This window comes from Kribbella aluminosa, assembly GCF_017876295.1.
GTDB lineage: Bacteria > Actinomycetota > Actinomycetes > Propionibacteriales > Kribbellaceae > Kribbella > Kribbella aluminosa.
In genome coordinates this window covers 4,251,954-4,277,884 of the sequence record NZ_JAGINT010000001.1, presented here as the reverse complement: position 1 = coordinate 4,277,884, position 25,931 = coordinate 4,251,954, and the positions used below count along the sequence as shown (strand labels likewise).

Annotated in this window: 33 protein-coding genes and 1 pseudogene; 17 read left to right on the top strand and 17 right to left on the bottom strand. The window is 70.2% G+C overall.

Translation table 11 applies throughout. The features are described from left to right. The first annotated feature begins 31 nt into the window (after positions 1-31). On the top strand, positions 32-1,093 hold the full coding sequence (locus JOF29_RS20580; RefSeq protein WP_307863504.1) for a substrate-binding domain-containing protein: 1,062 nt from the start codon (positions 32-34) through the stop codon (positions 1,091-1,093). Between the two features lie 26 nt (positions 1,094-1,119). Then, on the top strand, positions 1,120-1,941 hold the full coding sequence (locus tag JOF29_RS20575; RefSeq protein WP_209695780.1) for an alpha/beta fold hydrolase: 822 nt from the start codon (positions 1,120-1,122) through the stop codon (positions 1,939-1,941). On the opposite strand, the gene JOF29_RS20570 is transcribed toward JOF29_RS20575, so the two are convergent. From JOF29_RS20570 to JOF29_RS20555, 4 genes are read right to left on the bottom strand one after another with little or no spacing between them, the layout of a single operon-like run. Next, positions 1,933-2,112 (bottom strand): hypothetical protein, encoded by a 180-nt coding sequence (locus JOF29_RS20570; RefSeq protein ID WP_209695779.1) that lies wholly within the window; start codon positions 2,110-2,112, stop codon positions 1,933-1,935. The two genes, JOF29_RS20575 and JOF29_RS20570, sit on opposite strands and share 9 nt — an antisense overlap. Before the next feature lie 38 nt (positions 2,113-2,150). Beyond that, positions 2,151-2,522, bottom strand: coding sequence for a hypothetical protein (locus JOF29_RS20565; RefSeq protein ID WP_209695778.1), 372 nt, complete (start codon positions 2,520-2,522; stop codon positions 2,151-2,153). Then, positions 2,519-3,061, bottom strand: coding sequence for a cupin domain-containing protein (locus tag JOF29_RS20560; protein ID WP_209695777.1), 543 nt, complete (start codon positions 3,059-3,061; stop codon positions 2,519-2,521). Before JOF29_RS20560 ends, JOF29_RS20565 begins: the two co-directional genes overlap by 4 nt. Continuing rightward, complete coding sequence (locus tag JOF29_RS20555; RefSeq protein ID WP_209695776.1) at positions 3,052-3,606, bottom strand: RNA polymerase sigma factor; 555 nt, start codon at positions 3,604-3,606, stop codon at positions 3,052-3,054. Before JOF29_RS20555 ends, JOF29_RS20560 begins: the two co-directional genes overlap by 10 nt. Before the next feature lie 210 nt (positions 3,607-3,816). On the opposite strand from JOF29_RS20555, the gene JOF29_RS20550 reads away from it, so the two are divergent. From JOF29_RS20550 to JOF29_RS20525, 6 genes are all read left to right on the top strand, one after another. Next, on the top strand, positions 3,817-4,311 hold the full coding sequence (locus JOF29_RS20550) for an Asp23/Gls24 family envelope stress response protein (RefSeq protein WP_209695775.1): 495 nt from the start codon (positions 3,817-3,819) through the stop codon (positions 4,309-4,311). Between the two features lie 34 nt (positions 4,312-4,345). After that, complete coding sequence (locus tag JOF29_RS20545; RefSeq protein WP_209695774.1) at positions 4,346-4,528, top strand: hypothetical protein; 183 nt, start codon at positions 4,346-4,348, stop codon at positions 4,526-4,528. Further along, positions 4,521-5,411: a DUF6286 domain-containing protein gene (locus JOF29_RS45415; RefSeq protein ID WP_209695773.1), complete on the top strand. Its 891-nt coding sequence runs from the start codon at positions 4,521-4,523 to the stop codon at positions 5,409-5,411. The genes JOF29_RS20545 and JOF29_RS45415 overlap by 8 nt, the downstream gene beginning before the upstream one ends. Before the next feature lies 1 nt (position 5,412). Next, positions 5,413-5,979 (top strand): Asp23/Gls24 family envelope stress response protein, encoded by a 567-nt coding sequence (locus JOF29_RS20535; protein WP_209695772.1) that lies wholly within the window; start codon positions 5,413-5,415, stop codon positions 5,977-5,979. 87 nt (positions 5,980-6,066) lie between these two features. Further along, the gene (locus JOF29_RS20530) at positions 6,067-6,567 is read left to right on the top strand and encodes a CBS domain-containing protein (RefSeq protein WP_307863502.1); all 501 of its coding nucleotides are present in this window, start codon (positions 6,067-6,069) and stop codon (positions 6,565-6,567) included. Next, the gene (locus JOF29_RS20525; protein WP_307863500.1) at positions 6,564-7,850 is read left to right on the top strand and encodes an ArsB/NhaD family transporter; all 1,287 of its coding nucleotides are present in this window, start codon (positions 6,564-6,566) and stop codon (positions 7,848-7,850) included. The genes JOF29_RS20530 and JOF29_RS20525 overlap by 4 nt, the downstream gene beginning before the upstream one ends. Here the strand turns inward: JOF29_RS20525 and JOF29_RS20520 are convergent. After that, positions 7,838-8,356, bottom strand: coding sequence for a hypothetical protein (locus JOF29_RS20520; RefSeq protein ID WP_209695771.1), 519 nt, complete (start codon positions 8,354-8,356; stop codon positions 7,838-7,840). The genes JOF29_RS20525 and JOF29_RS20520 overlap by 13 nt on opposite strands. A gap of 190 nt (positions 8,357-8,546) precedes the next feature. Here JOF29_RS20520 and JOF29_RS20515 point away from each other — a divergent pair, with 190 nt between their 5' ends. Continuing rightward, positions 8,547-9,488 (top strand): sensor histidine kinase, encoded by a 942-nt coding sequence (locus JOF29_RS20515; protein WP_209696240.1) that lies wholly within the window; start codon positions 8,547-8,549, stop codon positions 9,486-9,488. Continuing rightward, positions 9,485-10,129, top strand: coding sequence for a response regulator (locus JOF29_RS20510; protein WP_209695770.1), 645 nt, complete (start codon positions 9,485-9,487; stop codon positions 10,127-10,129). Before JOF29_RS20515 ends, JOF29_RS20510 begins: the two co-directional genes overlap by 4 nt. On the opposite strand, the gene JOF29_RS20505 is transcribed toward JOF29_RS20510, so the two are convergent. Then, on the bottom strand, positions 10,116-11,111 hold the full coding sequence (locus JOF29_RS20505) for a lysylphosphatidylglycerol synthase transmembrane domain-containing protein (protein WP_209695769.1): 996 nt from the start codon (positions 11,109-11,111) through the stop codon (positions 10,116-10,118). The genes JOF29_RS20510 and JOF29_RS20505 overlap by 14 nt on opposite strands. A gap of 120 nt (positions 11,112-11,231) precedes the next feature. Between JOF29_RS20505 and JOF29_RS20500 the strand changes: the two genes are divergently transcribed. Together JOF29_RS20500 and JOF29_RS20495 are read left to right on the top strand one after the other, a co-directional pair. Further along, positions 11,232-11,723, top strand: a complete 492-nt coding sequence (locus JOF29_RS20500; protein WP_209695768.1) for a DUF2231 domain-containing protein — start codon at positions 11,232-11,234, stop codon at positions 11,721-11,723. Between the two features lie 302 nt (positions 11,724-12,025). Next, positions 12,026-12,763: a site-2 protease family protein gene (locus JOF29_RS20495; protein WP_209695767.1), complete on the top strand. Its 738-nt coding sequence runs from the start codon at positions 12,026-12,028 to the stop codon at positions 12,761-12,763. Here JOF29_RS20495 and JOF29_RS20490 read toward each other — a convergent pair. The 3 genes from JOF29_RS20490 to JOF29_RS20480 are packed head-to-tail and all read right to left on the bottom strand — an operon-like array spanning position 12,733 to position 16,682. Next, positions 12,733-13,923 (bottom strand): acetate/propionate family kinase, encoded by a 1,191-nt coding sequence (locus JOF29_RS20490; RefSeq protein ID WP_209695766.1) that lies wholly within the window; start codon positions 13,921-13,923, stop codon positions 12,733-12,735. The genes JOF29_RS20495 and JOF29_RS20490 overlap by 31 nt on opposite strands. Further along, positions 13,916-16,051, bottom strand: a complete 2,136-nt coding sequence (gene pta, locus JOF29_RS20485; protein ID WP_209695765.1) for a phosphate acetyltransferase — start codon at positions 16,049-16,051, stop codon at positions 13,916-13,918. The genes JOF29_RS20490 and pta overlap by 8 nt, the downstream gene beginning before the upstream one ends. Positions 16,052-16,061: 10 nt before the next feature. Then, positions 16,062-16,682: a TetR/AcrR family transcriptional regulator gene (locus tag JOF29_RS20480; protein ID WP_209695764.1), complete on the bottom strand. Its 621-nt coding sequence runs from the start codon at positions 16,680-16,682 to the stop codon at positions 16,062-16,064. 89 nt (positions 16,683-16,771) lie between these two features. On the opposite strand from JOF29_RS20480, the gene JOF29_RS20475 reads away from it, so the two are divergent. After that, positions 16,772-17,521, top strand: a complete 750-nt coding sequence (locus JOF29_RS20475; RefSeq protein ID WP_209695763.1) for an SDR family NAD(P)-dependent oxidoreductase — start codon at positions 16,772-16,774, stop codon at positions 17,519-17,521. 3 nt (positions 17,522-17,524) lie between these two features. Here JOF29_RS20475 and JOF29_RS20470 read toward each other — a convergent pair whose 3' ends face one another. The 4 genes from JOF29_RS20470 to JOF29_RS20455 all read right to left on the bottom strand — a co-directional run bounded on the left by JOF29_RS20470 (position 17,525) and on the right by JOF29_RS20455 (position 19,587). Then, positions 17,525-17,914, bottom strand: a complete 390-nt coding sequence (locus JOF29_RS20470) for a hypothetical protein (RefSeq protein ID WP_209695762.1) — start codon at positions 17,912-17,914, stop codon at positions 17,525-17,527. 13 nt (positions 17,915-17,927) lie between these two features. Then, positions 17,928-18,317, bottom strand: a complete 390-nt coding sequence (locus JOF29_RS20465; RefSeq protein WP_209695761.1) for a VOC family protein — start codon at positions 18,315-18,317, stop codon at positions 17,928-17,930. Between the two features lie 62 nt (positions 18,318-18,379). Continuing rightward, positions 18,380-19,114: a helix-turn-helix transcriptional regulator gene (locus JOF29_RS20460; protein WP_209695760.1), complete on the bottom strand. Its 735-nt coding sequence runs from the start codon at positions 19,112-19,114 to the stop codon at positions 18,380-18,382. Positions 19,115-19,155: 41 nt separating this feature from the next. Next, complete coding sequence (locus JOF29_RS20455; RefSeq protein ID WP_209695759.1) at positions 19,156-19,587, bottom strand: VOC family protein; 432 nt, start codon at positions 19,585-19,587, stop codon at positions 19,156-19,158. 96 nt (positions 19,588-19,683) lie between these two features. Here JOF29_RS20455 and JOF29_RS20450 point away from each other — a divergent pair, with 96 nt between their 5' ends. Continuing rightward, a complete protein-coding gene (locus tag JOF29_RS20450) occupies positions 19,684-21,399 on the top strand; it encodes a cation:proton antiporter (RefSeq protein ID WP_209695758.1) in 1,716 nt (571 codons plus the stop codon). A 158-nt stretch (positions 21,400-21,557) separates the two neighbouring features. Here the strand turns inward: JOF29_RS20450 and JOF29_RS46020 are convergent. Then, positions 21,558-21,695: pseudogene (locus JOF29_RS46020) on the bottom strand (hypothetical protein); the annotation flags it as partial. Here JOF29_RS46020 and JOF29_RS20440 point away from each other — a divergent pair. Together JOF29_RS20440 and JOF29_RS20435 are read left to right on the top strand one after the other, a co-directional pair. After that, entirely contained in the window at positions 21,670-23,265 is a 1,596-nt protein-coding gene (locus JOF29_RS20440; protein WP_307863498.1) for an alpha-L-arabinofuranosidase family protein, read from the top strand. The pseudogene JOF29_RS46020 and the gene JOF29_RS20440 sit on opposite strands and share 26 nt — an antisense overlap. 9 nt (positions 23,266-23,274) lie before the next feature. Continuing rightward, positions 23,275-23,658 (top strand): hypothetical protein, encoded by a 384-nt coding sequence (locus JOF29_RS20435; RefSeq protein ID WP_209695756.1) that lies wholly within the window; start codon positions 23,275-23,277, stop codon positions 23,656-23,658. A gap of 9 nt (positions 23,659-23,667) precedes the next feature. On the opposite strand, the gene JOF29_RS20430 is transcribed toward JOF29_RS20435, so the two are convergent. Genes JOF29_RS20430 through JOF29_RS20420 form a run of 3 tightly spaced genes read right to left on the bottom strand, consistent with a single transcriptional unit; the run spans position 23,668 to position 25,171 of the window. Further along, positions 23,668-24,243, bottom strand: coding sequence for a dihydrofolate reductase family protein (locus JOF29_RS20430; RefSeq protein WP_209695755.1), 576 nt, complete (start codon positions 24,241-24,243; stop codon positions 23,668-23,670). Further along, positions 24,231-24,485 carry a hypothetical protein gene (locus tag JOF29_RS20425; RefSeq protein WP_209695754.1) on the bottom strand — a complete coding sequence of 85 codons (255 nt, stop codon included), beginning with the start codon at positions 24,483-24,485 and terminating at the stop codon, positions 24,231-24,233. Before JOF29_RS20425 ends, JOF29_RS20430 begins: the two co-directional genes overlap by 13 nt. 47 nt (positions 24,486-24,532) lie before the next feature. After that, on the bottom strand, positions 24,533-25,171 hold the full coding sequence (locus JOF29_RS20420; protein ID WP_209695753.1) for a VOC family protein: 639 nt from the start codon (positions 25,169-25,171) through the stop codon (positions 24,533-24,535). A gap of 113 nt (positions 25,172-25,284) precedes the next feature. Between JOF29_RS20420 and JOF29_RS43335 the strand changes: the two genes are divergently transcribed. Then, complete coding sequence (locus JOF29_RS43335) at positions 25,285-25,926, top strand: transglycosylase SLT domain-containing protein (protein ID WP_209695752.1); 642 nt, start codon at positions 25,285-25,287, stop codon at positions 25,924-25,926. The last annotated feature ends 5 nt before the right edge of the window (positions 25,927-25,931 follow it).

Sequence of the window (25,931 nt, the reverse complement as noted above, 5' to 3'; positions counted from 1 at the left end):
CAGACTGAACGACGACCCGGAGGAGGTGGACGTGCGGCGTACCGATGTGCTGCCGGTCGCCTTCGTCGTGCCGCGGCAGGGTCCGACCGGGATCTACGGCCCGTCCTGCCTGGCCTGCGGCCAGCTCGCCGTCGAGCAGCTGAACGCCGCGAACGGGATCGCCGGCCGGCCCGTCGAGCTCGTTCAGGTGGATGCGGGTCGCGCGCCCGAGGTCGTCGCGGAAGAGGTCGGGCGGCTGGTCGACTCGGGGCGCGTCGAGGCGGTTGCCGGCTGGCACATCTCCGCCGTGCGGATCGCGCTGACGCGGCGGATCGGCGGGCGGGTGGTGTACGCGTTCGCTGCCATGCACGAGGGCGCCGACGACACACCCGGAGTCTTCATGCTCGGCGAGCGGCCGGTGAACCAGTTGCTCCCGGCAACTCACTGGTTGCGCGAGCAGGTCGGTGCGCGGCGCTGGGTTGTCGTCGGCAACGACTACGTCTATCCGCGGGTGACCGGCTCGGTGGCGCGGGAGGCCTTGCAGGGAACGGGTTCCGAGATCGTGCACTCGGCGTACGTGCCGCTCGGTACGTCGGACTTCCGGGCGGTGATCGACCGGCTGCGGACGACCGCCGCCGACGGCGTCATCATGCTGCTGATGGGCCAGGACGCGGTGCATTTCAACCGCCAGTTCGCGGCCGGCGGATTGAGCGAGCGGATGCTCAGGCTGAGTCCCGCGATCGAGGAGAACACGCTGCTCGGCGGCGGAGCGGGCGCGAACCACGGGGTGTATGCGGCCGCGGCGTACTTCGACGGGCTGCCGACGGTGGAGAGCAGCGAGTTCGCCAGGCAGTACTACGCCCGCTTCGGTGCGTTTGCGCCGGCGTTGAACGCGGTCGGCGAGTCCTGTTACGAGGCGATCCGCTTCCTCGCCCGCCTCGGCGAGATCAGCGGCTCCGTCGCGGTGTCGGCGGGACTGCCGACCGGGCACTTCTACGACAGCCCGCGCGGTCTGCTCCGCCTCGACGGGAACCTGGTCGACCAGGACGTGTACCTGGCGGTCGCGGACGGGCTCGAGTTCCGCGTCCAGGAGCGGATCGCGCATCTTGCCTGAGCCGCGTACCTGGTTAGGTGGATGGCATGGACGTCGACGAACGGTTCGCATGGGACGGGCGATCGATCGCATGGGGACGAGCCGGCGACGGACCGCCTGTGGTGTTCTGCCACGGGACACCGTTCTCGTCCCGGGTCTGGTCGCGGTACGCCGATGCGCTGAGCGCCGACTTCACCGTGTACCTGTGGGACATGCCCGGGTACGGCGAGTCGTCGAAGGACCCGGCGCATCCGGTGGACTTCGACGCGCAGGCTCGCGCGTTCGCGGCGCTGCTGGAGCACTGGGAGCTGGACCGGCCGCGGGTCGTCGCGCACGACTTCGGCGGCGCGGTCTCGTTGCGGGCGGCGCTCGTCGAGAAGGCGGCGTACGCATCGCTGATGCTCGTCGACGTGGTCGCTGTTCCGCCGAGCGGGTCGGCGTTCTTTCGGTTCGTCAAGCGGCATCCGGAGACGCTGGACGAGCTGCCGGCGTACATCCATGAGGCGATCGTGCGGGCGTACGTGAGTGCAGCGAGTCATCGCGGGTTGCGGGACGAGGAACTGGCCGAGCTGGTCGGTCCGTGGTGCACGGAGGTCGGGCAGCCGGCGTTCTACCGGCAGATCGCGCAGTACGACGAGGAGTTCCTGGTCACGAACGAGCGGCTGCTCGGCGAGCTGACGATCCCGGTCCAGGTCGTGTGGGGACGCGAGGACGAGTGGATCCCGACCGAGACCGGACGCCGGCTGGCCGGGCTGATCCCGGGTGCGTCGTACGCCGAGATTCCGGACGCCGGCCATCTGATCCAGTACGACGCCCCGGTGGCGCTGAGTACCGCACTCGGCGCGTGGCTCAGACCGCCGTCACGGTGACCGCCGCGGCGCCGAGCGTCGGGTGGGTCGCGGTGAGCGTAACGAGGCCCCGCGTGGTGAGAACGGCGGTACGACGGTGTGCGGCAGCGTCACCACCTCGAACGCGCCGTCGTCGTACGCCGGCGTAACCGCAGCCTCGTCGGCCAGTCGGCCGGACCTCCACTTGTCCATACATACGACCCTAATGGCGACCAGCTGTCCGCGGCAGCTCAGCGCTGGGGCTCGAGGTCGATCTCGACGATGCGGACGCGGACCTGCGGTGCCGTACCGGTGACGGACTCGACCGCGGTGCTGATGGCCGCGTGGACGGCGGCGCCCACCTCGGCGGCGCGGTGGGTGGCGGCGGTCACGATCCGGGCGCCGACCTGGACGCTGCCGTCGGCGTGCAGGTCGACGTCGATGCCCGCGATGTCGGGAACCGGGCGGCCGGTCGCCCGCTCCCAGGCCTGCGCCGCGAGCTGCTTCAGCAACCCGACCAGTCCGGGCTGCAGCCGCACCACACCAGCCACCGCGCGAGCAGCAACAGCGGCCGTCTCGGCCAGCTGAACCCGCTCCACCTCAGCGGCATCGTCGGTCGTCACCGCGGGTCCGTCCAGACGTCGACGATCTCGAAGTCGAGGCTCTCGACGGTGTACCCGATCTGGGCGTACAGCGCGGTGGCGGCCCGCTCCCGGGCCTGTTCGAGAGCGGTGACCTGCCCGGCGCCGAACTTCAGCGCGACCGTCATCGACACCCGGACCGTGTCCGGCCGATTGTCGACCAGCTCGATCCGGCACTGCCGGGCGCGGATCCCTGGCACGGCGTCGACGGCGTACCGCAGTACGGCGGCCAGCGCCGGCACGGACAGCTCCACGTCCGCCGACCCGAGCGGAAGCGTCCGGCCCAGGTTCACATCCGCGCGGACCGCGGTCATGATCCGGTCCAGCAGTCCGGTCGGGACGTCGACCGGGTCGTCGATCAGGTCCGCGGTCGCCGCGGCCAGCTGCTCCAGGCTCGCGCGTGCCGTCCGGCAGTGCGGGCACTCGGCCAGGTGCGCGCTCGGCGTCCCGCTGTCGAGCTCGTCCCAGACGTCCTCGACCGTTCGGCCGCAGGCCAGTGGGTGGAGATCGGTCACCTCCATGGCTTCATCACCTCCGCGAGCTCGGCGCGGGCTCTGGCTATCCGTCCGCGGACGGCGGTCGGCGTCGTACCGACCAGATCGGCGATCTCCTGATATGAGCGGCCGTGCACCTCGCGCAGCAACCAGCAGGCCCGTTGCTGCGGCGGCAACTGCCGGAGCGCCTGTGAGAGCGCATCCATCGCGGCGGTCGTGCCCGCCGTACGGGCCGGGTCGTCGTCCGTCGCCGGGTGCTGGTCGTCGAGGTCCACGGTCGGCCGGCGGCGCTGCAGGACGGTCAGGCACTTGTTCGTCGCGGTGCGGTAGAGCCAGCCGCCGAACGCCGCGTCGTTCTGGATCTCCGGCAGCCGCCGCCACGCCGTGACGAAGGTTTCCTGGGTGAGGTCCTCGGCCTCGCCGCTGGCGCCGTCCAGCATCCGCAGGCAGAGCGTGTAGATCCGCCGCTGGTACCGCCGGACCAGCAGCTCGAACGATCCCGGGTCGCGATCGCGGGCGCGCGCGACCAGGGTCGCCTCGTCCAGCTCGATCAGCGCAGGACCGCCCGTCATCGCGGCTCCAGGTGGTTCATGTTGTGAGGACGACACCGATGGCACACCTGTCACGGTAACCTCCCGGATCGACGGCGTGAGACATGTCACCCTTGGGCGTGTGTCCGGCGCCGGGCACCGGAAATTCCCGATCCGGCGCGTGACGATTCGGCGGGTGCCGTTGTCCAACCGCCGTACGGGCACAACCGCTGACCAGAAAGGCATCGTCCGATGACCGAGACCGTGACTGCCGGCAAGACCACCGCACGACGTGGCGCCGACCCGGCGACCAAGGACATCGTTGCCGAGGGCACCGGAGCGGACGCCTCCGGGAAGACCACCATCGCGGACATCGTGGTGTCGAAGATCGCCGGGATCGCGACCCGGGAGATCGAGGGCGTGCACGCGCTCGGCGGCGGCGCGGCCCGCGCGGTCGGGATGCTCCGCGAGCGGATCCCCGGCTCCCGGACGAACCTGTCCCAGGGCGTTTCGGTGGAGGTCGGCGAGAAGCAGGCCGCGGTCGACATCGAGCTGGTCGCGGAGTACGGCGTGAGCATCGCCGACCTCGCGGACGCGATCCGCCGGAACGTGATCTCCGCGGTCGAGCGGATGACCGGGCTCGAGGTCACCGAGGTGAACATCGCGGTCAGCGACGTGCACCTCGAAGGTGACGACGAGGACGACGACGACACCGCGGAAACCCAGGCCGAACGCCGGGTCCAGTAGCCCGTCCACCAGCCCTGATCCCTGAGGAGAGTACGTGAGCACGTCGACCATCGGTCTGTTCGCCGGTCTGCTGATCGCCATCGCCGCCGCGGCCGGCGGGTTCCCCGGCTTCCTGCTCGCGCTCGTCCTGGGCGCGGTCGGGCTCGTCGTGGGCCGATTCCTGTCCGACGGGACGAAGGGCATCGACGACCTGATCTCGCGCCGTGGTCGTGGCTGACACCGTAGCTGAGCCGTCCTCGGTCCACCACGGGGGTGATCGAGGGCGGCTCGCCATCTCCCAGCGGGCGGTGGAGCGGATCGCGGAGATCACCGCCCGCAAGCACGGTGCGGTACGCCGCGACAGCGTGCTGGGTCGCGGGCTGCCGAAGGCGCGGGCCGTCGTGGCGGGTCGCCGTACCCGGATCGAGGTCCAGGTCGCCGCGGCCTGGGGGCGTCCGTTGGAGGACGTGGCGGCCGAAGTACGGCAGGCTGTCGCCGACGACGTGGAACGGTTCACCGGGCTGGGTGTGGACCGCGTGGACGTCGACATCACTGCTGTTGAGCCGCGTACGTCGGCCGAAGCGGAGGTGGCCGATCGTGCGGAGGCGGTTGCGGCCAAGGCGCCGGTTGCCGGGCCTACTGCCTGGGGGTTCGGGATCGTGGGTGCGCTGCTCCTCGTCGCGCTCGGGGCGGTCGGGATCGCGGAGATGCTGCGGTCGACCGGACTGCTTCGCGGGCAGGTGATCCCGGAGGACTGGTTCGGGCGGACTGTGGTTCTCGAGCCGGCCGGGTGGCTGCGGCCGGCGGGGATTGCGGCCATGGTGGTCGGGGTGGTTCTGCTGGCGCTGGCCGTGAAGCCGCGTCGGCGTACGCACTCGGCGGCGGGGGAGATCGTGTGGATCCGCCCGGCGGCTGCGGCCCGGCTCGCGGCGGACAGCGCGTCTCACGTGGATGCCGTGACGGCCGCGTCGGTGGTCGCCAAGCGGCGCCGGCTGCACGCGACCGTGACGACGTTCGGGGATCCGTCACGGGTGCACGACGAGGTCGGTACGGCGATTGGTGATCGACTGAGCACTGTCACACCCCAGCCCGGGGTACGCGTCGATCTCAGGGAGGACTGACATGCGCCGCGGAGTCATCGCTCTCGATCGAACTGTTGGTGTCGTGGTCGCCCTCGCGTTGATCGCAGCCGGCGTGCTCGCCGTCGTCTGGTGGCACTCCGGTACGCCGCATCAGCTCACCCTGCACACCCCGCCCGACCGTACCCAAGCAACTTGGTGGCCCTGGGCAACAGGCGCCGCCGGCGTAGTCGTCGCACTACTCGGCCTGTGGTGGCTGGCCGCACACCTGCCCCGCCGAGTCAACGGCCGCTTCCACCTGACCTCCCGGGTCGGCGCAGGGCGGCTGTTTGCCGACGCGCATGCTGCAGTTGCAGCCGCCGCGGCGGACCTCTCCGCTCACCCGGAGATCCGCGACGCCTCGGGGCGTGTGGTCGCGGACCGGGGTGAACTCGTCGCCGACCTGCAATGCACGATCGAGCCGAGTGCGGACCTCGAGAAGGTACGCGTCGCGGTCACCCAGGCCGCCGCGGACCTGCACGCAGTACTCGGCCTTCCCCGGCTCCGGCATCGCGTCCGGCTCCGCGTCGCCCGCAACGACAGGACGACTGCACCGCCACGCGTCGTCTGACCCCTGAAGTTGGGGTGTGGACCCCATGGTTCGGCACGCCCTGCGCAACAAGACTTCACTCCTGAGTACGTCGTCAGGGGAGGTCTGGTGAGTGTTGCGATTGGGCAAGGGGCGCCGATGCGGGCCGTGGACATAGCGGTACGACTGCCGACGGTCACGGTGGCCGACCCGGTGGTCAAGGCTGTACAGCTGATGGCTGTCGGGCGCTTGCCCGGCCTCGTCGTGGTCGACGACGCCGGCCGTCCGGTGGCGGTGCTGCCGGGTTCGCAGGTACTGCGGTTGAGCATCCCGGCGGCGTACCAGGACGATCCGATGCTGTCCCGGACCGTCGACGAGTCGTCGGCCGACGGGTTCTGGCGCGAACTCGGCGGCCTGACGGTAGGCGACTGCCTGCCGCGTCCGGTCGCGCGGCCGTTGACGCTGACCGAGGACGCGACCCTGCTGGAGATCGCCGCGCTGATGGCCCGCGGCCGCAGCCCGCTGATCGCGGTGGTCGGCGCGGACCGCGAGCTGACCGGCGTGATCACGCTGGACCGCCTGCTGACGAGCCTGGCGGTCGCCGGGCTCGAGGACCAGCCGCCGGGGTGAGCGTGAGGCCTTTCGTCGCGTTGGTGATCTTCGGCTTGGCGTTCTTCTACATCGCGACCGAGAAGGCCGACAAGGTCAAGGTGGTGCTGATCGGCGCCGCCGCGATGCTGGTCCTCGGGCTCGCGCCGGGCACCGAGGTGTTCTTCTCCGAGCACGCCGGGATCGACTGGAACGTGATCTTCCTGCTGCTCGGGATGATGATCGTGATCGGGATCGTGAAGCAGACCGGGGTGTTCGACTACCTCGGTATCTGGGCCGCGAAACGGTCCCGCGGCCGGCCGTACCGGTTGATGGTGCTGCTGATGCTGATCACCGCGGTCGCCTCGCCGTTCCTGGACAACGTCACCACGATCATGCTGGTCGCGCCGGTCACGATCGTGGTCTGCGAACGGCTCCGGATCCGGCCGCAGCCGTACCTGATCGCGGAGGTGCTGGCGTCCAACATCGGCGGTGCCGCGACGCTGGTCGGCGACCCGCCGAACATCATCATCGGGAGCCGCGCCGGCCTGACGTTCAACGACTTCCTGGTGCACATGACACCGATCGTGGTGGTCGTGTTCGTGCTGTTCGTGGTGCTGTCGCGATTCCTGTTCCGCAAGGACTTCCGGTTCAACCCGGAGCAGGTCGCGGCCGTCCTCGCGCTGCAGGAGCGGCGTGCGATCCGGGACCCGTGGCTGCTGGCCAAGTGCCTGATCGTCCTCGGACTGATGGTGGCAGGGTTCTCGCTGCACTCGGTGCTGCACCTGGAACCGTCGCTGGTCGCGCTGATCGGCGCCGGCGTGATGGTGCTGGTCTCGAAGGTCGACGTCGGCGACGTACTGCGGGAGGTCGAATGGGCGACGCTGGTGTTCTTCGTCGGTCTGTTCGTGATGGTGTCCGGGCTCACCCACACCGGTGTGATCGAGGCGATCGGCGACTGGGCCGTGGCCGCGATCGGCGACCGGTACTTGCTGGCGGCAACCGCTCTGCTGTTCGGCTCCGGTGTGCTCGGCGCGTTCTTCGACAACATCCCGTACGTCGCGACGATGACGCCGGTCGTGGAGGGCGTCGTCGAGCAGGAGCCGCAGGCCGGCAAGTCGCTGTGGTGGGCGTTCGCGCTCGGCGCCGACTTCGGCGGCAACGGTACGGCGGTGGCCGCGAGCGCGAATGTCGTTGCCCTCGGCATCGCGTCGCGCAGCGGGCACCACATCACGTTCTGGCAGTTCACGCGGTACGGCGTGGTGGTGACCGCGCTGAGCATCGGACTCGCCTGGGTGTACGTGTGGCTGCGCTACTTCGTCTGACCGCCGGCCGAGCGGAGCGCGTACGGCGTGAGCGCGATCTCCACGGTGCCGACGTCCACCGCGGAGATCCGCACCCCCGGTACGTCGACCGCGAGCTCGAGGTACGACGGGAGCTCGGCGAGGGCGGCCACATCGCAGCGGGCGATCGTCCGGGTCAGCGCGCGCTCGATCTCGTCGAGTGCGAGATCGAGCGGGTGCAGCGTGTGCTCGACGGCCGCGGCGGGGTCGGCCATCTCGATGCCGGCCTCGGCCGCGATCCGGACCTCGACGCCTTCACGGCTGCGCGCGGTCACCACGAGCGGATGCCGGGTGGATGCCCTCGGCAACCAGACGTAGCTTTCGAGCAACGGCACCCGGAGTGCGACTCCGGCGGTGACGACCCGGTCGACGCGGCCGGACCGCAGTACGACGAGAAGGCGGTCGCGGGGGACCACCCGTGGTTCGAGCGCGGCCAGCACCGCGAGGATGACGAGTGCGACGAGAATCGCCGTCGGCGTGAACAGCATGATGCCTCCCGGGGCCGTGTGGATGCGGCGAGGCGACCGCCGTCGATCCCCGTCGGCACGCCGGCCGCGCCTCGCCGCAGTTCCAGTCTGCTGGGCGGGACAGGGGCGCGGTATGAGTGCTGGCACCCACTTTCGGCTGCCTGCATGGACTTGACGGACGCGCGTAGTGGAAGGTGGAGACGTGAACGGAATGCCTTTGTACTGGCGGGTCTGCCTGATCAACGGGCTGGTGTTCGTGGTCGGCACCGCCGCGCTGGCGCTGGCTCCGGTCACGGTGTCGGCGACCGTGCTGGTGTCGGAGGCGGTCGTCCTGGTGCTCGGTCTGATCGGCATCGTCGTACTGAACTCGATGCTCCTGCGGACCAGTCTGGCGCCGCTGGACCGGCTGGCGCGGCTGATGGACTCGGTCGATCTGCAACGCCCCGGACGGCGGTTGCCGGAATCGCGGAACAGCGCGGTCGAGCACCTCGTCCACGGGTTCAACGCGATGCTCGAACGGCTGGAGCTGGAGCGCGGCCGGAGCAACGCGATGGCGCTCGAGGCGCAGGAGGCGGAGCGGCACCGGATCGCGCGGGAGCTGCACGACGAGATCGGGCAGGGGCTGACCGCCGTACTGCTCGGTCTGAAGCAGTTGTCGTCGGGCGTGCCACCGGCCGTTCAGCAGGACCTGCTCGAGGTGCAGGAGACCGCGCGGGCGACCCTCGACGAGGTGCGTAGCGTGGCGCGGCGGCTGCGGCCCGGTGTGCTGGAGGACCTCGGGCTGCAGAGCGCCCTGGCCGCGCTCGCGACCGAGTTCTCCGCGCACGGGATGCGGGTACGGCGGGTCACGTCGCCCGGTCTGCCGGAGCTGGGGGCCGAGCGGGAGTTGGTGATCTATCGGGTCGCGCAGGAGGCGCTGACGAACGCAGCGCGGCATTCGGAGGCCGCCGGCGTGCGCCTTTCGCTGCAGCGGCAGGGCGAGGCGGTGATCCTGGAAGTGGACGACGACGGGACGGGGATGCGTGCAGCCGAGGAAGGGACCGGGATTCGCGGGATGCGGGAGCGGGCGATGCTGATCGGGGCGGAGCTGACGGTCGGCCCTGGGGAGTCGGGTACGTCGGTACGGCTGGCCGTGCCGTTGGAGCGGCGATGATCAGGATCCTGCTGGCGGACGACCATGCGCTGGTACGGCGCGGCGTACGGCTGATCCTGGACAGCGAGCCGGATCTGCAGGTGGTGGCCGAGGCGGGGGACGGGGCGGAGGCGCTGCAGGCGTTCCGGGACACGCCGATCGATCTCGCCGTACTGGATGTCGCGATGCCGCGGATGACCGGGCTGCAGGCGGCCCGCGAGTTGTCCCGCCGGCGTGATCCACCGCGGATGCTGATGCTGTCGATGTACGACAACGAGCAGTACTTCTTCGCGGCGCTGAAGGCCGGGGCGAGCGGCTACGTGCTGAAGTCGGTCGCCGACCGCGATCTGGTCGACGCCTGCCGGGCGGCGGGGCGGGGCGAGTCGTTCCTGTACCCGGGCGTGATGAGCACGCTGGTCCGCGACTACGTGGACCGGGTCCGGCGGGGTGAGCGGGTGCCGGGGCAGGTGCTGACCGCGCGCGAGGACGAGGTCGTGAAGCTGATCGCCGAGGGTCATCCGTCGAAGGAGATCGCCCGATTGTTGACAATCAGCCAGAAGACCGTCGAACGTCATCGTGCCAACATCCTGCAGAAGCTCGGGATGCGCGACCGTACCGAGCTGACCCGCTACGCGATCCGCGCCGGGCTCATCGAGCCTTGACCCGGAGACTCAGGTAGCACAGACCCGCCAGCGGGACCGGCGCCCAGAACTGGAGCAGCCGCCAGGAAAGGACGGCGAGGACGGCCACCTGACCCGGGACGTCGAACCCGAGCAGGCTGGAGATCGCGATCCCCTCGACGACGGCGATGCCGCCGGGGGTGAGGGGTACGACGGCGGCCAGGTTGGCGGCGCAGTACGCGAGCAGGACCGGGACCGGGCTGATCGGGGCGCCGTAGGCGGCGAGGAACGTCCACAGGACGGCGGCGTCCAGGAGCCAGTTCAAGGTGGCCCAGAGGAGGAACGCCTTGCGGACCTCGCGGTCGGCGAGCAGGTCGCGGAGCCGGAGCGCGACGGTCGAGATCCAGGGGCCGACGCGCTCCGGGAGGCGGTGGACGGTCGCGCGCAGGAGGCCGGCGGCGAACCGCTCGAGTCTGGACCGCTCGCGGACGGCCAGCAGGCCGCAGGCGAGCGCGACGAGGCCGACCAGGAACAGCGTCAGGTAGGCCGGGGTCGCGTCGCGGAGCACGACTGCGGGGATTGTCGACAACCAGGCGATCAGGACGAGCGCCAGCGGCGAGCCGATGCCCTCGGCGGTGACTGTCGCGGTGACGTCGGCAGGCTTTGCGCCGCCGTTGACCAGCAGGCGGAACCGGACCGCCGTGGCCGTGGCCGCTCCGCCGGGGACGACGTGACTCACGCCGTAGCCGGTGAGGTCGGAGCGCAGGATCCAGGAGAAGCGGACCGGGCTGCCGGACAGCAGTGCGCGGCTGAAGAGCGAGTAGCAGACCAGGGCGCCGGCTTCGAGGGTGATCGCGGTGATCAGCCAGAGCGGGTTCAGGTGGGCGACCCGGTCGAGGGATTCGCGGGCGACGGAGAGCTTCGGGAGTACGACGTACTCGACGATCGCGACCAGGACGACGAGCAAGACCGCGGACCAGACCCGGTGGTACCAGGCCGGTCGCGCCCTGGTCGCTGTGGCCATCGGTCGCTCCCCTCCAGGTCTCCAGTGTGCACGGTCGCTGTGTGCACGCTGAGGCTCCAAGAATTCCCCAAGATCCGGCTGCCAGCGTGAGCAACCCAGTCCCCATCCGAAGGAAATCGCATGAAGACTGTCAACGGTCTCCCCGCCCACGTGCTGCTCGTCCACGCCATCGTCGTACTGCTCCCGCTGGCGGCTCTGCTGCTCGCGCTGACCGCCCTCTGGCCCGCCGCCCGACGGCGGCTCGCCGGTCCCAACCTGGTTCTGTCGCTGCTGGTCGTCGTCCTGGTTCCGATCACCACCAACGCCGGCGAGTGGCTCGAACACCGGCTGACGCCAAGCCCCCTGATCGGCAAACACACGGCGCTCGGCGACACCGCTATCTACGCAGCAGTCGCCGTCGCGGTTCTCGCCCTGCTCGTGTGGTGGCGCCAGCGGGAGGGCGCCGGTCGCACGCCGGTGAAGCGCGTGTTCCTGGCACCCGCGTCGGGCGGTGTCACCGCGACACTCACCGTGGTCGCTCTCCTGGTCGCAGGTGGCGCCGTCTACGACGTCATCCGCATCGGCGACTCCGGCGCCAAAGCCAGCTGGAGCGACTGGGCCGCCCAGCCGTAACTGTCCGAGCGGACAGCCCGCCCGCGCCCTGATCGCGGCGGTAGCTGGTGTTTCGGGGGAAACCTACACTGGCGGAGGGGGACCGGCTGAGCGGAGGTGGGTCGGGTGTTGCTGGAGATCGAGGGGTTGCGGAAGCGGTACGGCGGAACCGTCGCGCATGACAGCTGCACGGCCGCGCCCAAGCCCCTGGCCGGGCTGGCCAACCGCTCTGGCAGGGCCGGCTCTACCAGGGCGCGCACCTGCACGACGGGTCCCGTCTCACGATCCAGCAAGCCTGGCCCGCCGCACAGTGAGGAACAGGTATGAAGGAAACGCTCCGCTTCGGCCGGATCGCCGGCATCCCGATCGGTGCGCACTGGTCGGTGCTGGGGATGGTGCTGGTCGTCAGCGGCTCACTGGCCTGGACGACGCTGCCGTACCTGGTTCCCGACCGCAGTACGGCGGCGTACTGGATCACCGCCGTACTGGTCGCCGTCGCCTTCGTGGCGTCGCTGCTCGTCCATGAGCTCGCGCACGCGTTGACCGCGCTGCGGTTCCGGGTTCCGGTGCAGCGGATCACGCTCTGGATGCTGGGCGGGGTGAGCGTTCTCGACGGCGACCCGGAGACGCCGCGCGGTGCGTTCCTGATCGCCGCCGCCGGCCCCGCTGCCAGCCTCGGCCTCGGCGGCTTGGGCCTCGGAGGTGGACTGTTGCTCCGGGCAAGGGGTCACAGTCTGCCGGAGATGTCCGTACTGTGGCTCGCGGTGATGAACCTGGCGCTGTGCGTCTTCAACCTGCTGCCCGGCGTACCGCTCGACGGCGGGCGGGTACTGCGCGCCGTGCTGTGGCACCGGTACGGCGACCCGAACAAGGCGACGGCGATCGCGTCCGCCGCCGGCCAGGCCGTCGGCGTTCTGGTGGCGCTGGCCGGTGTCGCGGAGCTGGTCACCAAGGATCCCGGCGGACTGTGGTTGCTTGCCGTCGGCTACGTCATCGCGTTGGCCGCGACCACGGAGGGCCGGCAGGCGCGTCACCCACCGGTGAGTACGCCCACGGACTGACGGGCGATCTCCCACTCCTCGTTCGTCGGGATGACCAGGATCTTGACCGGGCTGTCGTCGGTACTGACGACGTTGTCGCTCGGGTCGGCGTTGCGGGCCGGGTCCAGGTGGATGCCGAGCGGCTCCAGCCCGGCGAGTGCGGCGGCGCGGGCTTCGGCGGAGTGCTGCCCGACGCCGGCGGTGAACACGATCGCGTCGACGGTCCCGAGTACGGCGTAGTACGCGCCGATGTACTTCTTCAGCCGGTAGCAGTAGATGTCGAACGCGAGCTGCGCCCGTTCGTCACCGTCCGCGCGCAGCCGCAGTACCTCGCGGAAGTCGTTCGCACCGGTCAGGCCCTTGAGCCCGGACTCCGAGTTGAGCATCCGGTCGGTCTCCTCGGCGGACTGCCCGGCGACGCGGGCGAGGTGCCCGTGGACGGCCGGATCGAGATCGCCGGACCGCGTGCCCATCACCAGCCCCTCCAGCGGCGTCAGCCCCATCGACGTGTCGACGGACACTCCGCCGCGGACGGCGGCGGCGGAGCAGCCGTTGCCGAGATGCAGGACGATCACGTTCAGGTCGCCGGGTTCGCGGCCGAGCACCCGGGCCGCCTGCGCCGACACGAACGCGTGCGACGTCCCGTGGAACCCGTACCGCCGGATGCCGTAGTCGGCCGGCCACGACGACGGTACGGCGTACGTGTAGGCGTACGGCGGCAACGTCTGGTGGAAGGCCGTGTCGAAGACCGCGACGTGCGGCAGGTCCGGGAAGAGCCGCCGCGCGACCTCGATCCCTTCGAGGTTCGCGGGGTTGTGCAACGGGGCCAGCGGTACCAGGTCCGTGACCGCCGCGATCAACTCGTCGTCCACCAGCGCAGGCGCCGCGAACCGGTCACCGCCGTGGACGACGCGATGCCCGACGGCCACGATGCCGGCCTCGGAGAGCGAAGGCCCGTGCTTGTCGAAGGCCCGCACCGCAGCCTCCAGCGCGGCCTCGTGGTCCGGGACCGGCTGATCGTCGTCGAAGTCCCCGGACGGACCGTGGTGCACGTGGTGACTCTGCTCCTCACCGATCCGCTCCACCAGCCCGCTCGCGGCCGCCGTACCGGAGGTGGCGTCGACCAGGCTGTACTTCAGCGAGGACGATCCCGCGTTGATCACCAGTACGTGCTCACTCATGCGTGCCGCCTTGCTGAGCCTGGATCGCAGTGATCGCGACGGTGTTGACGATGTCCCGGACCGTGGCGCCGCGGGACAGGTCGTTGACCGGTTTCCGGAGACCTTGCAGCACCGGGCCGACCGCGACCGCGTTGGCCGAGCGCTGCACGGCCTTGTAGGTGTTGTTGCCGGTGTTGAGATCCGGGAAGACGAACACGGTGGCCTTTCCGGCGACGGGGGAGTCCGGGAGCTTGGTCCGGGCGACGGCGGCGTCGATCGCGGCGTCGTACTGGATCGGGCCTTCGACCGCTAGTTCGGGTGCGCGTTCGCGGACGATGGTCGTTGCCTTGGACACCTTTTCGACGTCGGTGCCTGCGCCGGACGCCCCGGTCGAGTACGAGAGCATCGCGATCCGCGGCTCGACCCCGAACGCCGCGGCGGTGGCGGCCGAGGAGATCGCGATGTCCGCGAGCTGCTCCGCGGTCGGGTCCGGGTTCACCGCGCAGTCGCCGTACACGAGGACCTGGTTCTCCAGGCACATGAAGAACACCGACGAGACGACCGACACGTCCGGCACGGTCTTCACGACCTCGAGTGCGGGACGGATCGTGTGCGCGGTGGTGTGCACGGCGCCCGACACCATCCCGTCCGCGAGGCCGAGCTGGACCATCATCGTGCCGAAGTACGACCCGTCGCGGACCAGCTCACGCGCCCGGTCGAGGTCGACGCCGCGGTGCCGCCGCAGCCGGTGGTACTCCGCGGCGAACCGCTCGGTCAGCTCGCTGTGCTCGGGATGTACGACGGTCGCCGCGCTCACGTCGACGCCGAGGGTCGCGGCCTGCTGGCTGATCACGGTCGGGTCGCCGAGCAGGGTCAGGTCCGCGACACCACGGCGGAGCAGTACGTCGGCCGCCCGGAGGATCCGCTCCTCGCCGCCTTCCGGCAGGACGATGTGGCGGCGGTCCGAGACGGCGCGGTCGACGAGGCGGTGCTCGAACATCAGCGGGGTGACCGCACTGCTGCGGGCGAGGGCGAGCTGGTCGAGGAGCGCCGGGCCGTCGACGTACTGGTCGAACAACGCCAGCGCGGTGTCGATCTTGCGCGGTGCGTCCTTCGTGAGCCGGCCGCGGACGGCGGTGAGTTTGCTGGAGGTGGCCTGGGTGCCGAGGCCGGTCTCGATGATCGGCAGCGTGACGCCGAGGCCCTCGATCAGGCGCTGCACCTGGGCGGGGAGTTCGAAGCCGCCGTTCAGGATGATGGCGGCGATCTGCGGGAACGTGCGGGACGCGTGCGCCATCACCACACCGAGCACGACCTCCGGGCGGTCCCCGGCGGTCACCACTGCGGCGCCCTCGAACAGCCGATCGAGGACATTGGGCATCGTCATACCGGCGATCATCAGCCCGGTGACCTCGCGGGTCAGCAGCTGCGGGTCGCCGCTCAGTAACCGCCCGTCGATCGGCGCCAGCAGGTCGGCCACCAGCGGCTGATTCAGCAACGGCTCCTCAGGAATTGCGAACGCCGGCGCCCCGACCCCCTCCAACGCTTTGACCAACGCCGCTCCCGCCCCGCCGTCCCCGCTATCCCCGCCTTCCCCGCCGTCGGTGCCTTCGCCCGAGGCTCGGCCGACCCGGTTCGCGATGACGGCGAAGAGCGAGCCGTGGTTGGCCGCGAGTTCGGCTGCGGCCATGTCGGCGATCGCGCGCACGTCGTGTGGTGTCCGGTCGTACCCGTTCAGCACGAGCAGCACCGGCGCCCCGAGGTTCGCCGCGATCTTGGCGTTGAACGAGAACTCGGTCGGCGTACCCACGTCCGTGTAGTCGCTGCCGACGATCACCACCGCGTCGGCCTGTTCCGCGATCGCGTGGTACCGCTGCACGATCGTGTCCAGGGCGGCGTCCGGGTCCGCGTGCACAGCGTCGTACGTGACCCCGACCCCGTCCTCGTAGGACTGCTCGACCGCGTCCTGCGAGATGAGCAGCTCGAGAACGTAGTCCCGCCCGCCGTGCGTCGCGGTGTCGGCGCGCACGATCGGCCGGAACACCGCCACCCGCCCGACCCGCCGCGACAACTGATGAAGCACCCCGAGAGCCACGGTCGACTTCCCGGTAGTCCCCTCCACCGAAGCAACGTAGACACTGCTACCCATACCCCGAACCTTACGGAACCATGGGGCGCGTCAACGCGTGCAGGTGATCGATCATCGTGTCGACGGCGATCCGTAGGGGTGCCGGGTCGCGGTTGACCTGGCTGAGGAGGAGGCCGCCCTGGACGGCGGCGAGCATCGCGACGGCCAGGTTGCCCGGGTTCGCGTCGGGGGCGAGTTCGCCGCGTCGCTGCATGTCGAGCAGGCCCTGCCGGATCAGCTCCTGCCACTGCGCGAACGCGGCCGCCAACTGGTTCCGGGCGACCGGGTCGCTCTCGGACAGATCGCTCGCCAGTGACCCGAGCGGGCACCCGCCGACGCACTGCATCTCGGTCAGGATGTTGATCATCACGTCCCGCCAGTGCCCGAGCGCGTCGATCGAGTCGAGCCGCTGCAGACAGCCCTGCTGTACGTCGAGCGCCTGCGCCGCCTGGTGGTCGATCACCGCCGACACCAGCGCGTCCTTGCCCGGGAAGTAGTGGTACAGCTGCGACGGGCTGACCCCGGCGGCCGCCTGGATGTCCTCGATCGTGGTCCGGGCGACCCCCTGCTCGAGCATCAGCCGCGCCGCGGCCGCGACGATCCGGTCCCGGGTCGCCTGTCCCTTCCGGGTGAGTCGTTTGGTGTCGGGCATACCGCCACCGTACTGATTTTGGAGTTGATACTCCAATTTCGTCGGTGAACCATCGGAGCCAACGACTCCACCCAGTGAATGGAACCGATATGACGCAGGACTTCGCCGGCCGGACCGCACTCGTGACCGGTGGCAACAGCGGGATCGGCCGCTCCGTGGCCGAGCAGCTCGCCGCGCGCGGTGCGCACGTGGTGGTCAGCGGCCGGGACACCAACCGCGGCCAGCAGGTGCTGGACACGATCCGCGCCGCCGGCGGTACGGCGGACTTCGTGCCGGCCGACCTGACCGACCTGGCGAGTGTGCGCGCTCTCGCCAAGCAGGCGATCGACCTCGGCGGCGGGCACGTCGACGTACTCGTGAACAACGCCGGGACCTACCCGTTCGGCCCGACGGCCGACGTACCGGACGCCGACTTCGACGCGGTGTACGCCGTGAACGTCCGCGCGCCGTTCTACCTGGTCGCCGAGCTGGCGCCGTTGATGGCGGCGCGCGGATCCGGCGCGATCGTGAACCTGACCACGGTGGTCGCGTACGTCGGGATGGCCGGGATGGCGGCGTACGGGTCGAGCAAGGCGGCACTCGAGCTGCTGACGAAGGCGTGGGCCGCCGAGTTCGGGGCGGCCGGCGTCCGGGTGAACGCGGTCAGCCCCGGCCCGACGCGGACCGAGGGCACGGCGGTGATGGGGGAGAACCTCGACGTCCTCGCCGGTACGACGCCGCTCCAGCGGGTCGGGACACCGGAGGAGATCGCCGCCGGCGTCGTGTTCCTCGCCTCCGACGCGGCGTCCCTGATCCACGGCGCCACCCTCCCGATCGACGGCGGCCGGCTGGCCGTCTGAGCGTCACGATCGTTCCGCCTTGCCCAGGGTGCTGCGGGCGAAGGCGACCGCCTCCTCGAGGAGGGTCTGCCAGACCGCCCGGTCGGCGGTCGGGATCGTCACCCACTCGCGCATCGGGGCGCGGTTGGCGGTGAACGGGACTCCGGTGCCGTCGGCAATCACTGCGGTCACGCGGTCGGCGGGGAGTTTGAGGATCAGCCCGGTGCCGTTTCGCTCCAGGCAGGTGACGAACCGGCCGGCCAGCCGGATGCAGGGGTGGCCCATGATCGTGCCGTAGCCGATCGCCGGGTCGTAGAGCAGGTCGTCGGTGAGCTCGTCGTACAGCGCCCGGGCAGATTCCCGCCCGTCCCCGCCGGTGTCGGCCGGCGGGGACGGGTGGTTATCAGGTGTCATCGGGCGGGGTTCATCACTCGGGGCGCGGCGTGAAGACCGCGAACTGGTTGCCGGCCGGGTCGCGCAGGTAGGCGAAGTCCGGCGTACCGCCGCCGATACCGATCCGCTTGTTGATCACCGTGCCGCCGAGCTGCTCGGCGTCCGCGCAGGTCGCCTCGATGTCGGCGACCAGGATGTAGAAGACGGCGTGGTTCGGCAGCTCGCCCTTGGTCGCGAACAGGCCGCCCATCGCCTGCTGCGCGCCGGAGGCGGTGATGTTGCGGTAGTCGAGGCCGCCGGAGGTCTGGCTGCCGGACGAATCGAACGACCAGTCGAACAGGCTGCCGTAGAACTTCTCCGCCGCCTCCGGGTTGTCGGTGGCGACCTCGAACCAGGCCAGCGTGCCAGGCGCGGGAGTACTCATGGGACTTCTCCTTCAACTCGAGTGAACTGTGAGAACCACGTTTCCAGCGGTTGGCGACAGCCCTATGTCGGAGTTGGAAAAAGATCTTCCGGATGCAGCGCGGCGTCCGGCAGCCTGGTCTCGTACCCGTCGACATGCAGCTCGTCAGAGGCCGGCGGGCGCAGCAGCAGCGTCGCGGTCCGCTCGGCCTTGGTGATCCGGTCCATCCGGAACACCCGGTCCTCCTGCCGCAGGTGGCACCAGGCGGTCAGGTACGACCCGTTCGGCCCGACGACGACGTGTTGCGGCTCGATCTCGCGGACCGTCTCGACACCTCCGACATCGGTGTACTGGATCCGCAGCACCTGGCTGTGCCGCACCGCCCGCCAGATCTGCTCCGCGACCTCGCCGTCCGGGTCCGGCGTCCGCTGCACCAGTAACCGCACCTTGGCGGTGGCGGTCCGCGCCTCGTCGAGGTCCCGCTGCGGCATCGCGGCGACGATCTTCTGCAGCGCGGTCCGGGAGTCCCGCGCGAACAGCACGTGCTCGCTGCGGCTCAGCGCCACCGCGACCGCCATCGCCTCCCGCGGCGTGAAGTTCAGCGGCGGGAGGCTCATCGCGCGGTCCACGGAATACCCGCCGGTGCGCCCCTGCTTGGCCGCCAGCGGTACGCCGGCCTGCCCGAGCGCGCTCAGGTCGCGCTCGATGGTCCGCACGCTGACCTCGAAGCGCGCCGCCAGTTGCCGCGCCGTACGCCCGCGGGCGCCGGCCGCGCGCAACTCCTCCGCGAGGGCGTACAGCCGATCGATCCGGTTCATGCATCGCAGGTTAGACCGTGCCATCGACAATTTGGGGCCAGTTACTCCTCGGCGAGCGCGACGATGACGCCCTGGGGGCCGCGCAGGTAGCAGAAGTGCAGCCCGGGGGAGTGCTCCTCGACGGTGCCGACCAGCTCGCCGCCGTGCGCCTTCAGCCGCGCGACGGTGTCCTGGACGTCGTCGACGACGAACATCAGGTTCCGGATACCGAGCGTGTTCGGCGGCGCGGACGGCTCGAGCGTCGTCGCGAGCGGCGTACGGTACGTCGTCAGCTCCAGCTGCCCGTGTCCGTCCGGGGTGCGGAGGAACGAGATGTCCGCGACCACGCCAGGCATGCCCGACACGCCCTCCACCCACGGGCCGGAGACCGTCGTCTCGCCGACGAGCTCCATGCCGAGCTCGAAGTAGAACGCCTTCGCCGCTGCCAGGTCCTCGACCACGACGCCGATGTGGTCCATGCGCTTGATTGCCATTGTGTCAGTCTCCTCCGGAGGGTGTTCTTTGCCCGGAGGACGGAGCCGTGGTGGCGTTCTCTACATCCTCTGCTGCGGAAGTTAGAGTGTGGTCGCGTGGACCACCAGATCGTTCTGATTGCCGGTGCGGGGCTCGCGATCATGATCGCGGCCTCGGTGTTCGCGCGGCGGACCGGCGTCGCGGCGCCCCTGCTGCTGGTCGCGCTCGGCATCGGCGCCAGCTACCTGCCGAGTACGCCGGCCATCCACATCGAGCCGGAGATCATCCTCGCGGGCGTGCTGCCGCCGCTGCTGTACACGTCGGCAGTCAAGCTGCCGGTGATCGACGTACGGCGGAACTTCGGGCTGATCTCGTGGCTGTCGGTCGTGATGGTGATCGTGTCGGCGCTCGTGATCGGGGCACTCGTGCACGCGCTGTTCCCGGGTATCTCGTTCGCGCTCGCGGTCGCGCTCGGCGCCGTCGTCAGCCCGACGGACGCGGTCGCCGCGACCGCGATCGGGCGCCGGGTCGGGCTGCCGCCTCGGCTGATGACGGTGCTCGAGGGCGAGAGCCTGGTCAACGACGCGTCGGCGCTGGTGGTGCTGCGTACGGCGGTGGCCGCGCTGGCCGTGACCACGCACTTCAACCTCGGCCGCACGGTGCTCGACTTCGTCTGGGCGGTCGTCGGCGCGATCCTGATCGGCGGAGCGGTCGGATTCCTGACCGTCGTACTGCGGCAGCGGCTCGACGATCCGGTGCTGAACACCACGATCTCGTTCGCCGTCCCGTTCCTCGCGTACTTCCCGGCCGAGCAGGCGCACGCGTCCGGCGTACTCGCGGTGGTGATCGCCGGGCTGCTGACCGGCGCGCTCGGGGCCCGGCGGTTCAGCGCCCGCGACCGGCAGACGCAGGCGACCACCTGGACGACGATCAGCTTCATTCTGGAGAGCGGCGTCTTCCTCGCGATGGGGTACGAGTTGCCGGAGCTGGTGAACGACGCCCGCGCTGAGACGACGCTCGGCGAGATCACGCTGCTGGTGCTGCTGGTGGTCGGGTTGCTGATCGCGCTGCGGTTCCTGGGACTCGCGTGGCCCGCGTTGCAGAGTCACTTCGGGCCGGACAATCGGCATGAGCAGACGCATGCTCAGCTGGATCAGTTCGAGGAGCACCTGGACTCGATGGAGCCGTCGAGCCAGCGCGAGGAGAACCGGGTCGCGTGGGCGCGGAAACGGCTGGCGCGGGGACGGGCCGACGCGGACTTCGAGGAGCGGGAGCCGATCACCGGACGCGGGCTGCTGGTACTCGCCTGGGCCGGGATGCGCGGTGTCGTCACGGTCGCCGCGGCGCAGACGATCCCGGCCGGTACGCCGCACCGCGCGACCGTCGTACTGGCGGCGTTCATCGTCGCGCTGATCACGCTGGTGCTGTTCGGGATCTCGCTGCCGGCGGTGATCGCGAAGCTGCGGTTCCGTCCGGAGAGCGCCGAGGACAAGCGGGACTCGGTCCAGGAGCTGATGCGCCTGATCGGCGAGTCCGCGATCGACGCCGTCGGCCCCCTCGAGGACCAGACCGTCGAGGGCGAACCACTGGACCCCGACGTGGTCCACACCCTCAAGGACCGCATCGTGCCCCGCCTGGTCTCCGGCACCCGCCAGCTACGCGACACCAAGCCGGACACCCGCGAACAGATGGAGGCCATCCAACGCCGCTACCTGGACGCGATGCGCGAGGCGCTGTCCACCGAACGCAGCGTCGGCGCCTACAGCTCCGAAACCTACCGCCAGGTCCAGCGCTTCCTCGACACCGTAGAACAACGCTTCACCACCGCCTGACGATGGCTTACCAGTCCGCGATGCGGGGCTGGGTGCGGTTCTCGGTTGCGGCCGGCGTGTCGTCGGCCAGCCCCTCCGCGTCGAGCGCGCCGAGGAAGGTGCACACACCGGTAGCAGTTCTCGAACAATGCACCCTGGCTCGCGAGCCGGTCCAGGTTCGGCGTGTCGATCTCGTCGTTGCCTGAGGCACCTACTGCGGAGAAGCGCTGCTGGTCGGTGCAGATGAGCAGGACGTTCGGCGGCGTGCGTTTCGGTCTATAGTCGAGTGCTGTGACTTTCGCCGCCACGATCGACATCCACAGCGACCGGCAGCACGCCATCGATCCGATGATCTACGGGCACTTCCTGGAGTCCGCGTTCTTCGGCAACATCGACGGTGGTGTGTTCGACGAGGGCTCACCGCTCGCGTACGGCGGCGCCGACGTCCGGAGCGGTCTCCGTACGGACGTGATCGAGCTCTGCCGGGAACTCGGCCTCCCGATCGTGCGCTGGCCGGGCGGCAACTTCACGTCGGCGTACCACTGGGAGGACGGCATCGGCCCGCGCGCCGGTCGTCCGCGCCGGCTGGAGCCGGCCTGGGGCTCGGAGGAGGACAACCACTTCGGCACCGACGAGTTCCTCGCCTGGTGCGCCGAGGTCGGGACCGAGCCGTACCTCGCGCACAGCTGCCGCGACGTCGACGAGGCCGTCCGCTGGGTCGAGTACACGAACTATGCCGGCGACACGGAGTACACCCGCCGCCGCGGCCGCCCGCCGTACGGCGTGAAGTACTGGGGCCTCGGGAACGAGGTGTACGGCGACTGGCAAATGGGCCACCGCCCCGCCGCCGCGTACGCCGCCGACGCGGCTGAGCACGCCCGCTTCATGCGCGCGGTCGACCCGTCGCTGAAGTTCGTCGCGGTCGGGAAGACCGACGACCGGGACGGCTGGACGGACGCGGTACTGCGGGCCGTCGGCAACCAGATCGACTACCTGTCGTTCCACCTCTACGGCGCGACCACGCAGCTGATCGACGGCGCCTCGGAGTACGACGCGATCGTCGCCCAGTCGCTGTACTTCGAGCAGCAGATCGTCGAGTACTCCGACCTGGTCGGCGCCGTCGCCGCCCGAGCCGGTGTGGACCGCCCGCTCGGGCTCGCGCTGGACGAGTGGAACATCAGGCACGTCGAGCCCGCGACCTGGCCGGAGCCGCAACCGTCGGACGACGGCGGCACGGTCGCGCGCGACGTCGACGGGCTAGATGCCCGTCCCGCGCACCGAGTGAACCGCTGGAGCCCGCGTACGCTCGCGGACGCGCTGTTCTACGCCGGCGTCTTCCACGCTCTGCATCGCGCCGGCGGCCGGGAAGTCCCGGTGACGATGGCGAACACCGTCAACCTGCTGAACGCGAACGGCGTGATCGTTGCCCGCCCCAACGGTTCGGTCCGCGCGGCGACCTACCACGTGTGGGACCTGTACCAGAACCACCTCGGCCCGATCGCGCTCGCGGCCGACGTCCGGTCGCCGGGCCGGTTGGCCGCCGTACGGCAGGGTGACGAGCGGGACCACCGGGGCGAGTTCCGGACCGTCCCGGCGACGGTGCCGGACCTGGATGTGTCGGCGACGACCGACGGGCGGTCGATCCGGGTCGCGGTGATCAACCGCCACCGCGATGCGACGATCCGCGCCGGGCTGACCCTCGACGGCCGTCACGAGGGGCTGCCCGCCAGGTGCACGGTAAAGCGCCTGAGCGCGGACGACGTACTCGCGTCGAACACCCTCAGCGCACCGGACACCGTGGCACTCCGCGACCTCGGCACGGAGGAGTTCGACGGAACCTACGAGTTCCCGCCGCACAGCATCACGCTGCTCTCCTTCGAGGGTTAGTGTCGTCGGATGGACAGCAAGCCGCGGGTGCTGGTGATCGGGCTGGATCCGTACCGCGTCCCCGGGCCGTGGGACCCGGAGCCGGTGGCGACCGGGATCCAGGCGGGGATGGCGGACTTCGCCGCGCACGGTGTCGGCGCGGAGACGTGCCTGGTCGGCCTGGACGGCCGCGACGACATCGAGGCGGTGGTGACGGCCGCGCTCGCCGCACACCCGTGGGAGTGCGTGGTCGTCGGCGGCGGCATCCGCAGATCAGAGGAACAGTCCGGGCTCTTCGAAACCATCATCAACCTGATCCGCAGGCACGCGCCCGACGCCGCGATCGCGTTCAACCACACCCCCGACGACACCTACCACGCAGCCGCCCGCTGGCTCCCCGCCCCCGAACGGTAGTCCAGCGGGTCAGTGGAGTACGTCGTACGTTAGGCGCTGGATGCCGTTGGAGTAGGACTGGCTGGAGGTCTGCTTGAGCTTGATCTTGTCGCGGTCGGCGTCGCTGAAGAGGCGTTTGCCGGCGCCGAGGAGGACCGGGAAGACCATCAGGTTGTACTGGTCGATCAGGCCGGCGTCGGAGAGGTTGCGGTTCAGGGTGGCGCTGCCGTGGACGATGATCGGGCCGCCCTCGGTCTCCTTCAGTGCGGCGACGTCGTCGAGCGAGCGGAGGATGTTGATCTCGTTCCAGTTCGTCACCAGGTCGCTCTCCTGGAGCGTGGTCGAGACGACGTACTTCGGCATCGCCAGGTAGCCGGCGAACTCGTTCACCATCTTCGGCCAGACCGGCGCGAACGACTGGTAGCTGACCCGGCCGAGCAGGAGCGCGGTGGCCTCCTCCTGCTCCTCGCCCTTGAGCGCGTACGCCGTCTCGTCGAACTCGATGTCCTTCATGGTCCAGCCGACGTTCCGGTACTCCTTCTCGCCGCCCGGGCCTTCAACGACGCCGTCGACCGAGATGAACGCGGTGGTGATCAGCTTTCGCATGTCGTCATGCTCCTTCGTAGGTTTGCTTTTGCCTGAGCGTCGACCGGACCGCCGGCGAATCGACAGACCGGAAATGTGACCCCGGTCACATCGCCTCCGGAGTAGATCGGCTCCCGCGCCGCGGTGAAGGTCGCCCCGGAAGAGCCGGCCGCCGTGAGGAGGTTCCGCGTCTGCTCGCGGTCGCCGAGCGTGAACGGCGAGTCGTCCCGGAACACCCCGCCGAGCGCGTCGTGGTCGAACACCGCCCCAGGTTAAGGCTCCACCGGGTGAATCGGCAGTGGGGGAGCGGTCAGACGAAGGTGACGCGGTTGCCGTCGGGGTCCTGGGCGGCGGACTGTTGGGTATCGGTGGTGAGGCCGAGGTGATCGATCGTGGTGGTTGCCGACGGCAAGAGTTTGACGGCGTCCGGCCCCAGCCGGAACGTGTCGTCCGCGACCTGCTGCATCCCGAGGTGGGTGCCGTAGAACTCGGCGGCGGCGTCGACGTCCGGTGCCGCGACACCGACGTACGACAGCGCCTGCACCGGCCCCGACGTGATCGGCGCGACCCGGAACTCCTCCGACCGCTGCAGGAGCTCGACGCGTACGCCGTTCGGGTCCGACAGGAACGCCAGTCGGCCCTGCCCGCTCCCGGCCACCCGCGGCGACGAGATCTCGCCGTACCCGAGCGCGATCAGCCGCCCGTAGTCCCCGTCCAGATCGTCGGTCATGAACCCGACATGATTCAGCCCGTACGTCGCCCGCGGGTCCGCCTCCTCGTGGTGCAGCAGCTCGACCAGCCCGGTCGCGAGCTGGATGTGCACCCGGTTCACCCGCGACCCGCTCATGAACAACCGGTCCACCACCTCCGCGCCGAGCCCGCCGTAGAACGCCAGGCTCGCCTCGAGATCCTGCACCCGCCCACCGACATGATTCAGCTCGTAGATCATCGAACCATCCTAGCAAGCGCTTTCCGTTTGCCAGGGCAACGCTTCGGCAGCCTGCCAGGAGGACCAGCGCCCGAACCGGGGTCGTGCTGTTGGCTCACCGGTACGGTGGGGGCGTGGCGAAGCGCTGGGCATGGGTGGGGATCGGAGTACTGCTCGTCGGTGTCTTGACGGCGTGCTCCAGCAAGGACACCGCGGACAAGCCTGTCCCGAGTACGAAGGCGACCACCACACCGAAGCCGACCGCCACGGCCTCCAGGGCCTGGTACCAGGACTACGATCCGGCGCACTTCGCGACCGACGTACGGCGGTACGCGAAGCAGGCGGGGGTGAACCCGCAACTGCTGATGGCGATCCTGTACGCCGAGTCGTACAAGCCGCACGACCCGAAGTTCGAGCGGCAGTGGGCGGAGGTCGACTCGAACCCGGCGTTCGGGATCGCGAACATGCACAAGCCGGCGTTCGACGAGACGAAACGTGGCCGGGACTTCGCCAAGCGGAGGTGGGAGGAGTTGCCGGACAACCCGGCGCTGGCGATCGAGGCCGCGGCCTGGCACCTGCACGACCTGGCGAGACGGCTGCCGGCGAAGCGCGCCGACCTGTACACCAAGGACGAGTTGCTTGCCCTCGGCTACAACGCCGGCGGCGGCAACATGCGGATCTTCGCCCGCGGCCGGACGGCGGGGACGCAGGCGCAGTCGTACCTCGGCAAGATCCACAAGTACTGGACCCAGTCCGCCGGCGCCCTCAAGAGCTGACAGGA

What these genes read in the sequence shown, in the direction of transcription:
- JOF29_RS20575 (WP_209695780.1), top strand. Translation starts at nt 1,120, where the DNA reads ATGGACGTCGACGAACGGTTCGCATGGGACGGGCGATCGATCGCATGG.
- JOF29_RS20570 (WP_209695779.1), bottom strand. Translation starts at nt 2,112, where the DNA reads ATGGACAAGTGGAGGTCCGGCCGACTGGCCGACGAGGCTGCGGTTACG.
- JOF29_RS20560 (WP_209695777.1), bottom strand. Translation starts at nt 3,061, where the DNA reads ATGGAGGTGACCGATCTCCACCCACTGGCCTGCGGCCGAACGGTCGAG.
- JOF29_RS20555 (WP_209695776.1), bottom strand. Translation starts at nt 3,606, where the DNA reads ATGACGGGCGGTCCTGCGCTGATCGAGCTGGACGAGGCGACCCTGGTC.
- JOF29_RS20550 (WP_209695775.1), top strand. Translation starts at nt 3,817, where the DNA reads ATGACCGAGACCGTGACTGCCGGCAAGACCACCGCACGACGTGGCGCC.
- JOF29_RS20535 (WP_209695772.1), top strand. Translation starts at nt 5,413, where the DNA reads ATGCGCCGCGGAGTCATCGCTCTCGATCGAACTGTTGGTGTCGTGGTC.
- JOF29_RS20520 (WP_209695771.1), bottom strand. Translation starts at nt 8,356, where the DNA reads ATGCTGTTCACGCCGACGGCGATTCTCGTCGCACTCGTCATCCTCGCG.
- JOF29_RS20515 (WP_209696240.1), top strand. Translation starts at nt 8,547, where the DNA reads ATGCCTTTGTACTGGCGGGTCTGCCTGATCAACGGGCTGGTGTTCGTG.
- JOF29_RS20510 (WP_209695770.1), top strand. Translation starts at nt 9,485, where the DNA reads ATGATCAGGATCCTGCTGGCGGACGACCATGCGCTGGTACGGCGCGGC.
- JOF29_RS20505 (WP_209695769.1), bottom strand. Translation starts at nt 11,111, where the DNA reads ATGGCCACAGCGACCAGGGCGCGACCGGCCTGGTACCACCGGGTCTGG.
- JOF29_RS20500 (WP_209695768.1), top strand. Translation starts at nt 11,232, where the DNA reads ATGAAGACTGTCAACGGTCTCCCCGCCCACGTGCTGCTCGTCCACGCC.
- JOF29_RS20495 (WP_209695767.1), top strand. Translation starts at nt 12,026, where the DNA reads ATGAAGGAAACGCTCCGCTTCGGCCGGATCGCCGGCATCCCGATCGGT.
- JOF29_RS20490 (WP_209695766.1), bottom strand. Translation starts at nt 13,923, where the DNA reads ATGAGTGAGCACGTACTGGTGATCAACGCGGGATCGTCCTCGCTGAAG.
- pta (WP_209695765.1), bottom strand. Translation starts at nt 16,051, where the DNA reads ATGGGTAGCAGTGTCTACGTTGCTTCGGTGGAGGGGACTACCGGGAAG.
- JOF29_RS20480 (WP_209695764.1), bottom strand. Translation starts at nt 16,682, where the DNA reads ATGCCCGACACCAAACGACTCACCCGGAAGGGACAGGCGACCCGGGAC.
- JOF29_RS20475 (WP_209695763.1), top strand. Translation starts at nt 16,772, where the DNA reads ATGACGCAGGACTTCGCCGGCCGGACCGCACTCGTGACCGGTGGCAAC.
- JOF29_RS20470 (WP_209695762.1), bottom strand. Translation starts at nt 17,914, where the DNA reads ATGACACCTGATAACCACCCGTCCCCGCCGGCCGACACCGGCGGGGAC.
- JOF29_RS20465 (WP_209695761.1), bottom strand. Translation starts at nt 18,317, where the DNA reads ATGAGTACTCCCGCGCCTGGCACGCTGGCCTGGTTCGAGGTCGCCACC.
- JOF29_RS20460 (WP_209695760.1), bottom strand. Translation starts at nt 19,114, where the DNA reads ATGAACCGGATCGATCGGCTGTACGCCCTCGCGGAGGAGTTGCGCGCG.
- JOF29_RS20455 (WP_209695759.1), bottom strand. Translation starts at nt 19,587, where the DNA reads ATGGCAATCAAGCGCATGGACCACATCGGCGTCGTGGTCGAGGACCTG.
- JOF29_RS20435 (WP_209695756.1), top strand. Translation starts at nt 23,275, where the DNA reads ATGGACAGCAAGCCGCGGGTGCTGGTGATCGGGCTGGATCCGTACCGC.
- JOF29_RS20430 (WP_209695755.1), bottom strand. Translation starts at nt 24,243, where the DNA reads ATGCGAAAGCTGATCACCACCGCGTTCATCTCGGTCGACGGCGTCGTT.
- JOF29_RS20420 (WP_209695753.1), bottom strand. Translation starts at nt 25,171, where the DNA reads ATGATCTACGAGCTGAATCATGTCGGTGGGCGGGTGCAGGATCTCGAG.